The sequence below is a fragment of the Deinococcus rhizophilus genome (assembly GCF_030271215.1).
Classification (GTDB): domain Bacteria; phylum Deinococcota; class Deinococci; order Deinococcales; family Deinococcaceae; genus Deinococcus; species Deinococcus rhizophilus.
Genome location: NZ_JASNGB010000141.1, coordinates 1 through 7,616 on the forward strand (window position 1 = coordinate 1; position 7,616 = coordinate 7,616).

Genomic DNA, 7,616 nt, shown 5'->3' on the forward strand with positions numbered 1-7,616 from the left:
GCCCTTTTTGGCGTCCTGGAGGAGCTTGATGATCTGGTCTTCGGAAAACTGACGGGTTTTCATAGAGGTGGCCTCGCTTTCCAGCCTAGGGCTGGGGGCGAGCCTGCGTCTCTAGTCCTGACCGTCCAGTTTTCGGGGAGCACTCCAGAGCCAACAGGCAGATGCCGAGTGCGCTCGGCTTGGTCTCCACTGGAACAGCAGACGCTCGCCGTCAGGCGTGCGCGAGTCGGGTCTCCCGCCAGTAGGTCAGGAAGGTGTCGATCTGCTGGAGAAACGCGTCGAAGCCAGGCGCTTTTACCAGATACGAACTCGCATGCAGCGTGTATGCCGTGTTGACATCCCCCCGCGCCCCGGACGTCGACAGCATCACCACTGGAATCAGGGCGAGGCGGGGGTTCCGTTTCAGTTCTTGCAGAACCTCGAAGCCGTTCATCTCCGGCATGTTGACGTCCAGCAGGATCACGTCCGGGTGGTCCGGCGTGGAGTGGAGCCACTCCAAGGCCGGTCGACCACCGGAGAAGATCTGGAGCGTGCACTCCGGGCAGAGCTGCTCAAACGCCTCCTGCGCCAGCAGCTGGTCCGCCACGTTGTCGTCAATCAGCAGGAAGTGCTGGGGAGGCGTCATGGCCCCCAGGATAAAGGTGGCGTGAAGATGACAGGCCTTCACCGTCCAGCCAGCATGGCCTCCGCTGCTCGGCGGGAAGCGCGTGACAGCCCTCCTACCAAGGCAGATGTGGGGAGGTCTTCGACTCGGAAAGCCGACCCTAGATCAGCCGGTCCAACGCTTCCCGCGCCATCTCAAAGCCCTGTGCTGCTGTCTGGAATATCGTGCTGTCCCGGTGAACCGGCGCACCACGGTCCAATCTCAGCCCCTGATTGCGGCCAACAGGGCCAAGCCCATCACCATGAACAGCACCGGAAGGTCGCTGCGACACTCCTGGCAGCTCACCGCAGACCATCTGGAGGGAGAAAGAAGTTCAGGCCGCGGCCTGAGCCCACAGTGGCGTACACAGCCCCGTCTTCTGACGTCTGAGGCTGATTGCGCCGCCAGACCTCAACATAACCGACCCGGCAGGCCGCCGGCTTGTCCGGCAGTGGGCACACGACCCGGCGTGCCTGGCCATCCAACGAGGACATCGTGCCCGAGCGCAGCGCACGGCCCCTCAGCAGGTTGGCCCGCGCAACGGCGTCCAGCTCTTTCTGGGTAGGCATCCCTCCCTTCCAGCTCCTCAGCGCGGCGGTGATCTCTCGGTCCCCCGCGTTGGGATGCAGGAAGACGACCGGCTCCTGGACGTCCTTCATCACACGGTGGGCTGCTTTGCAGTAGACGTCCTCACGGCCACGCGCACAGACCCTGATCCAGTCCCGGGCCGAGGCAGGATTGTGGAAGTCCAGACCACCTTGCCAGATGAACATCCAGTACAGGATCCCCCAGCCCAGCGCCAACCCGATCGGAAGGAGCAGGCAACCCACGCGGAGAGGCGTCATGCGGTGAGGGTAAGGCAGTCGCGGGCGGGGGATCGAAGGCCCCGTGATTATGCGACCCAGCGACAGAGGTCCTGGCGTCAGTAGGGTGACGAGGTCAGGCTCGGTCTGAGCGAGCCGGAACATGCTCCCTCCTCCCATCCCGCCATTCCGCGCTCAGCATCTCACTCGCCGTACGGTTCCGAACTTACGGTCGCCGCCACCAGCTCACCTCGTTGCCGTCGCGCACCAGCATCTCCTTGCCTTCCGGCGTGAAAGCGGCGGTAGGGACTGGCACCGGCTGACCACACCCGAAAAAACGCGTCAGCCCCGAGGTGAGCCCTGCCGGCAGCTTCACCTCCCGCCGCGACTCCAAGTCCGCCAGCCGCAGGCCGTAGAAGGCACCGCCGCATCCGTCTCCCGCGCCCTCGCCCAGCAGGACGAACCGGCGGTCCGGTGCGTAGCTCAGCAGGCGCAGGCCTCGGTACGCCTCCTTCGGGTTGCCCGTCCGCAGGGTCAGGCCGGGGTCCGCCTGCCCGGTGCGTGGATCCAGGCGGTAGAGGTACAGGTCGGCCTGCTCACTCTGACCCTGGACCGGTCGGGCCACCCCCCGCACCACCGCCCGGCCGTCAGGACTGGGCAGGAAGGAGGGGCGGGCGCCGCTGCGCCACGCCTCCTGCCACAGCGTCTTGCCGCTCAGCCCCGTTGCCCCCAGCCGGGACTGGAAGACGCCGCTGGGCAACCGCCGGGTCTCTGCCCGCAGCCACACCTTCCCCACCGGGCGAGTATTCGCCTCCTGACTGAGGAGCCGTCCCGTCGCCGCGTCCCAGGTGCGGCTCTGCCCGCCGCTGACGCCCCCATCCTCCAACCGAACGAACAGCGTCTTGGCGCCGGGAAAAGCCAGTTCGGTCCAGTACAGGTTGCCTGGCAGCGCGAGGGTGTGCAGGCTGCGCCCCGCGCGGTCGAGCACGGCGATACTTCCGGGGCGGGCGGCGGCCAGGAAGGTCCCGTCTGGACTCACGGCCAACTCGGCCACGCCTTCGAGTCCCGGTCCGCCCAGGCGCCGCCCCTGGCTCCCTGGACGCACCGCCCGCAACTCGCCCTGTCCGTTGCCGGTGTCCAGCGCCACCAGTGCACTTCCTCCAGGTAGCGGAACCGACGCGGTGACCGCCGCCCCCAGGGCACGCACGAAGGCGCCGTCCGACACGCGGCGGACCTCGGGCACGCTGCCTGCGCGCACCGTCAGGAACCGCGTGCCGTCCGGTGAGGGCACGGCATCCCGCAGTTCACCCGCCCCCACCGTCCAGCGGGGGCCCTGACCGCTCAGGCTCCACAGGCTGACCTGATGTCCGCTGGGGCTGGAGGTGAGAGAGGGGGTCCGGGGCGTCGCGGTCAGCAGCCGCCCCTCGTCCACCCAGCGCACCTGGGGCTCGCCGTCGCGCCTGACCCCAAAGCTGCCCAGCACCTGCCTCGACAGCACCTTGCCGTCCCGTGTGGCCACGTCGAGGTACAGCGGTGCGGCCGGGTCGTATTCGCGCTGCTCCACGGTGCGTAAGACCGCCACCCGCGTGCCGTCGGGCGAGGGCTCCACGTCCAGCACCCGTCCAGCGGGCAGGAGGAGGTCGCTGACCGGTCCCCCACGGCCCTCCAGACGCACGGTCGCCCGTCCCGACTGAGCGGGGAGCACGGTCGCGCGGGAACCACTGGCGCAACCCACCACGCGCGTTGCCGAAGCAGCGCAGAGGTCTCCCAGCACGGCCCGGCCATCCGCTCGCAGGGTATAGGCGGTCTGATACGTCGTTCCCCGCTTGTAGCCCTGGACCCGAATGAATGGCCCGGTCAGCGCACCGCCGTCTGCGCGGTAGCCCTCCAGGCGCAACCTCGGCCCGAAGTCGGCCTTCGCGTCTGGCAAGCTGGCGGGGGGCGTGAGGACCCGGCGGGAGAGGGGCCGTCCGGTCTGCGCGTTCCAGCGGTAGAGGACCCGCGCCCCGTCCAGGGTGTAGGCGGTGCCGTCCGGTCCCCAGGCCAGCCCCCCGGCGAAGCCTGCCGGGGAATTCAGGGTGTCGAAGGTGCCCGCCGCGTGGCCTGGGATGAGGGCCGTGCCGAGGGCCGTTCCTTGGAGGGCAGAGNGGCGAAGCCTGCCGGGGAATTCAGGGTGTCGAAGGTGCCCGCCGCGTGGCCTGGGATGAGGGCCGTGCCGAGGGCCGTTCCTTGGAGGGCAGAGGCCGTGCCGGTCAGGGACGCGCAGGCGAGGGTGACGGCCAGCAACCAGCGGCGGGGCATGAGCTTCATGGGCCTCCACCCTATGGAGCGCGGGCTGACGGGGCGTGAGAGAACAGGACTGGACTGGAGCGCCATGGGTCACCGTGGTCCGCGCCTCGCCAAGGGTTCCTTGAACTTCGCGGCGCCCCTGCACATCCTCACCCCTGCATCAGCCCCCCCGCCTATGCTGCCCGCATGCGACGCGCCGCTCTGCTGCTGGCCCTGCTGATGGCCTCTCCGGTGTCGGCCCAGTCACGGCCCGGGCAGACCGCACTCCTGCCCTACGTCACGTTGCAGGCTCCCGGGTACGCCGTGCGCGCCGAAGTCCGCCCTACCCTCATCTATCCGGAAAGCGTGCCGAACGCCGGGCCGTACTGGTACCTCTCGCCCGCGCAGGTACGGGTGGTTCTCGACCCGCCCGGTCCACGCTGGGCGTCGGCGTACCCGGCGGACATGCCGCCTTATTTCGTCACCGTGACCCCGGTGCAGAATTGGTTGACCCTCGCCCGGGGAGAAGGCACCAAAAAGCTCATCGCCGAGCAGGTTGACCGGTTGCGGAGTCTGGGAAAGGCCAAGGTCGACCTCCGAGTCATGCGGGACCGCTGGCCGGGCTTGCCCTACCTGCCCCTGATCAACGCGGCGCAGGCGGTCACCGGGGCTGCCCGGCAGATGAAGACGACGCACCTTCAGGGTGTGCGCTACCTGGCCATCTACGCGCAGGAGACGTCGGTGGAGTATCCCCGCCGGGCGGTGTTCTATACCTTCCAGGGCCTGACCCAGGACGGCCAGCATGTCGTGTCGGTGAGGTTGCCCTATGCGCCGACCAGCTTCCCGGTGGAGGTCAGCAGCCGCCCATTGGACCCGCGGGCGTGGCTCCGGTACCGGGACCAGGCGCGTGCTCGCCTGAACGCGGAGCATCACCAGCTGGGGGCCCTCGACCAGCTGGTGCAGAGCATCCGAATCCGCTGAACCTGCCCCGCGGAGATGGGCGTCCGGGTGCTTACCGGTCCGGTGAGGGGGCGATCTCCCCAGGGAGGTACACCATCAGGAGGTCGTCGCGCTAGGAGAGCAGGGTGATCAGCCCACTGGGACGCAGCTCGGCGCGGATGATCTGGCCCACCAGCCGGGTTTCCAGGACCCGGCCCCCAGCCCTCTCCACCGCCTGGGTGAGCTGCACGTAGCGCGGGGCCCGCAGCTGGGTCACCGCCGCCGCCCAGGCGTCATAGTTCGCCTGCCGCCACGCGTCACTGCGGAAGACAGCTTCACTGCCGGGCCTCGGCGTGATGCGGGGGTCGGCGAAGACGTCGAGGAACGCTTCCCGCTCCCCGAAGCACTGCGCGAGTTCCACCTGGAAGGGGACGTCCGCGAGCTGACCGGCCTGATAGGCGGTCAGACGACTGGCCACCTGCTCGCTGATCTTGCGGATCTGGAAAGGCGTGCCCTGGAGACAGGCCGCGGGACGGTCAATCACGGCTGATCCTGGAGGACCCGGCTGAACGGAGGGAAGGCCAAGGCCGCCGCAACTGGGAAGCAGCAGGCACAGCGCGAATAAGAGGGTGTAGTGCATCGGATTCACCTCGCGGGAGAGACGTTGGAACTCGACCGTACTTCATTGACGCTTCCGGGTGTTGAAGACCTGTGGACGGAGGCGCTCACTTCACTTCGAGCCAGGCAGGCGGGGCGCTCAGCCACTCGATCCGGCCGTCTTTGCGCGTCAACCGCAGCCCGGCCCGCACCTGATACCGCCCGGCGGGAGCGAGTTGCCCATCGGTCAGGCGGCCATTCCAGGAACTGAACAGGTTCAGGTGCAGGGTGTCGCCGCGCGGGCAGGCGGCCTGATCGCCTTCCTCCCTGGGGAAAAAGCGGGTCTGACGGCGCCCGTGGACCGCTTCACCGGCCGGGTTCAGCACCACGACAATGAACTCGCAGCTCTTTGCCAGCGAAAGGAGCCGGGTCGCCGCCGGGACGTTCAGCCTGACGTCGAAGGTGCTCTGTCGATCCTCACGCACGCTGAGGTCCGACACCGTCAAGGTGGCCTGCGCCGCCCGTCCCACCGGCGGTATCTGGGGCTGCGGCAGCCGGGTGAACCGGACACGGGCGAGCGAAATACCCTTCTCGCGGGCCTCGCGCTCGGTGGCCCGCTGCGCCCGCAGGTCCGGCACCGCGAGTTCGAGAAGTTGCATCCCGTTCCGAGTCACGAAGCGGGGCGTGCGCTCCGGGGCTCCAAGGGAATTTCCGAACCAGAAGGCTTTCAAGGCTTGTTCGACGCCGCCGTCTGGGGCCGCTGGGAGGATGGTGAAGCCCACGTCTGCCGGGCGCAGCACCCGGTCGCCCTGTCCGAAGGCGGCTTGCAGGGTGTACTTGCCGGGCGGCAACGCCTTGCCGAACGGGTCACGCAGGTCCCAGTACTCGCCGGGGCTGGCCGGGTCCGGGCGGGTGAGATTGACCGATGCGCCCGGTTGGAGCCGCTTGATGACCCGCACATCCGCGCAACTGACGTTGCCCGGAGCCGGGCGAACGACCTTTCCCGCCGCGTCCTTGATCTGCCATTTCAGTGAGGCGCACAGCCCCGCATCGAAGTCCAGCGGTGCCCCGCCCGTGAAGGTGAACCAGAAGTTGATCGGCAGGATGTCACCCTGCGCGACCTGGTTGGGAACCTGAAGGGCCGTGCGGTGGGGCACGCTCCAGGTGGTGTGGGCAGGAAGGGCCTCCGGCCTGGGCACCGAGAACACCACGATGTCCAGGGGAATGCCCTGCGCTTTCAGGTGGGCCTGGGCGGGTTGGAGATACTCAGAAAGAGCGAGAGCAACGATGACCCGGTTGTGCTGGTGGCTCACTCCAATGGAGGTCCAGCCGCGAATCCCACTCGCCGCGTCCTTGGCCTGCGCGAGTTGCAGGGCGCTGTACTGCACGACCTCGAAGCGGGGACGCTCGGTGTCGAGGCCCTGCGCCTTCAGATCGGCTCCGCGGTGTTCGAGCAGCACCTTCAGAACGGCCGCACGCGAGGCCGGGCGGTCGTCGGTGACCTGAATGACGAGTTGCGGCCCCTCGACATAGAGGCCAGCGAAGGTCGGGGCCTTCAGGCCGACCTGGACGTCAGTGGTCTCGGTGGTGGACAGCGTGCTGGAGGTGGCCGAGCTCCGCTGAACGGCCGCTGGGAAGGCCTGGGCCAGGGCGGCCGGACCCAGGCAAAGCATCAAGGTCAGAGCGAGGGCGCGCATTGGCATGCCCACACGGTAGACGCTGAGGCTGACGGCGGTCTGGCACACTTCGATGTCCATAGGAGCGCCACATTCCAGTGACGTCCCTCCCGGAACGTCCTGTGGTCCGCTCGGAGCCCAGGCTCCCCTCATCAAATAGGATCTAGGTCAAGGACCAGGCCAATGGAGCATCAGGGCGGAGCGCAGGCCCGGACGCCGTCTCAGGGACACCTTGGTCTCGGCCCTCAAGGGGAAGGAAGAAGCAAGGGCATGGAACATCTCAGACCACTGTCAGCCGCAGGCGGTACAAGGTTCTATGCCCCGGCCTTCCCTCCTGCGGTACGCCCTGTTGGGCACTCTGGCGCTGATCACCCTCCCCCAAGCCCAGGCGACGAACTGCGCCTTCGCTCCCTTTGGGCACGTCGTCAAGACAGCGGATCTGGTGGCGCAGGTGGAGGTCCGCAGGCACTCGCCAGGCCAGGGCCGCGAGCCGCAGGTGATGGAAGTCCGGGTGCTAAAGACGTACGCAGGTCAATCCTCCAGCCGTACCCTCCGCATCCTGGGGGCGGGCGGACTAGACACCTACCCGGCCATCCGCAAGTTTCCTGTCGGGACACGCTGGGTCATGGCCCTCGACAAACGGAACTTCCAGGGACAACTGCTGACTAGTACAACGTTCATTTAGAGCCT

At 68.0% G+C, this 7,616-nt stretch carries 7 protein-coding genes; 2 read left to right on the top strand and 5 right to left on the bottom strand.

What is annotated here, in order from left to right; all coding sequences use genetic code 11:
• Positions 1–211: 211 nt before the first annotated feature.
• The 3 genes from QOL99_RS12895 to QOL99_RS12905 all read right to left on the bottom strand — a co-directional run bounded on the left by QOL99_RS12895 (position 212) and on the right by QOL99_RS12905 (position 3,376).
• Positions 212–625: a response regulator gene (locus QOL99_RS12895; RefSeq protein ID WP_285524384.1), complete on the bottom strand. Its 414-nt coding sequence runs from the start codon at positions 623–625 to the stop codon at positions 212–214.
• 320 nt (positions 626–945) lie between these two features.
• Positions 946–1,488 carry a hypothetical protein gene (locus tag QOL99_RS12900; RefSeq protein ID WP_285524386.1) on the bottom strand — a complete coding sequence of 181 codons (543 nt, stop codon included), beginning with the start codon at positions 1,486–1,488 and terminating at the stop codon, positions 946–948.
• Between the two features lie 184 nt (positions 1,489–1,672).
• A complete protein-coding gene (locus QOL99_RS12905; RefSeq protein WP_285524388.1) occupies positions 1,673–3,376 on the bottom strand; it encodes a WD40 repeat domain-containing protein in 1,704 nt (567 codons plus the stop codon).
• A 545-nt stretch (positions 3,377–3,921) separates the two neighbouring features.
• Between QOL99_RS12905 and QOL99_RS12910 the strand changes: the two genes are divergently transcribed.
• Positions 3,922–4,695 (top strand): hypothetical protein, encoded by a 774-nt coding sequence (locus QOL99_RS12910; RefSeq protein ID WP_285524389.1) that lies wholly within the window; start codon positions 3,922–3,924, stop codon positions 4,693–4,695.
• Positions 4,696–4,786: 91 nt separating this feature from the next.
• Here the strand turns inward: QOL99_RS12910 and QOL99_RS12915 are convergent, their stop codons facing one another.
• Positions 4,787–5,197 (bottom strand): hypothetical protein, encoded by a 411-nt coding sequence (locus QOL99_RS12915; protein ID WP_285524391.1) that lies wholly within the window; start codon positions 5,195–5,197, stop codon positions 4,787–4,789.
• A gap of 181 nt (positions 5,198–5,378) precedes the next feature.
• Positions 5,379–6,953, bottom strand: coding sequence for a hypothetical protein (locus QOL99_RS12920; protein WP_285524393.1), 1,575 nt, complete (start codon positions 6,951–6,953; stop codon positions 5,379–5,381).
• Positions 6,954–7,242: 289 nt separating this feature from the next.
• On the opposite strand from QOL99_RS12920, the gene QOL99_RS12925 reads away from it, so the two are divergent.
• Positions 7,243–7,611, top strand: coding sequence for a hypothetical protein (locus QOL99_RS12925; protein ID WP_285524395.1), 369 nt, complete (start codon positions 7,243–7,245; stop codon positions 7,609–7,611).
• Positions 7,612–7,616 lie beyond the last annotated feature (5 nt).

Coding starts and splice junctions, on each gene's coding strand:
- QOL99_RS12895 (WP_285524384.1), bottom strand. CDS start 625: ATGACGCCTCCCCAGCACTTCCTGCTGATTGACGACAACGTGGCGGAC.
- QOL99_RS12900 (WP_285524386.1), bottom strand. CDS start 1,488: ATGACGCCTCTCCGCGTGGGTTGCCTGCTCCTTCCGATCGGGTTGGCG.
- QOL99_RS12910 (WP_285524389.1), top strand. CDS start 3,922: ATGCGACGCGCCGCTCTGCTGCTGGCCCTGCTGATGGCCTCTCCGGTG.
- QOL99_RS12920 (WP_285524393.1), bottom strand. CDS start 6,953: ATGCCAATGCGCGCCCTCGCTCTGACCTTGATGCTTTGCCTGGGTCCG.
- QOL99_RS12925 (WP_285524395.1), top strand. CDS start 7,243: ATGCCCCGGCCTTCCCTCCTGCGGTACGCCCTGTTGGGCACTCTGGCG.